This is a genomic window from Aquitalea pelogenes, assembly GCF_001515305.1.
Classification (GTDB): Bacteria; Pseudomonadota; Gammaproteobacteria; order Burkholderiales; family Chromobacteriaceae; genus Aquitalea; species Aquitalea pelogenes.
In genome coordinates this window covers 1-269 of sequence record NZ_LNQV01000137.1, presented here as the reverse complement: position 1 = coordinate 269, position 269 = coordinate 1, and the positions used below count along the sequence as shown (strand labels likewise).

General features: G+C 68.4%; 1 protein-coding gene. It reads right to left on the bottom strand.

Going from position 1 to position 269, the window contains the following annotated elements:
* Positions 1-63: 63 nt before the first annotated feature.
* The coding region (locus AWT75_RS21815; protein ID WP_161937796.1) for a hypothetical protein at positions 64-269 on the bottom strand (206 nt) is incomplete at its 5' end.

The window sequence follows — 269 nt, the reverse complement described above, 5'->3', positions numbered from 1 at the left end:
GGCCGCTGGCGAGGGTGAGGTCTTGTCCGGCGGACAGCACGGTGCTGCCGCTGGATTGGTTGCTCAACTGGCTGCCGCTGAGGTCGAGGTTGCGCCTGCGGCCAGCAGCATGGGGCCTGTGCCCTGCCCCAGGTACAGCCCGGCCATGCGGTCGAGTACGGTTTGTTGCAGGCCGCTGGCGAGGGTGAGGTCTTGTCCGGCGGACAGCACGGTGCTGCCGCTGGATTGGTTGCTCAACTGGCTGCCGCTGAGGTCGAGGTTGCGCCTGC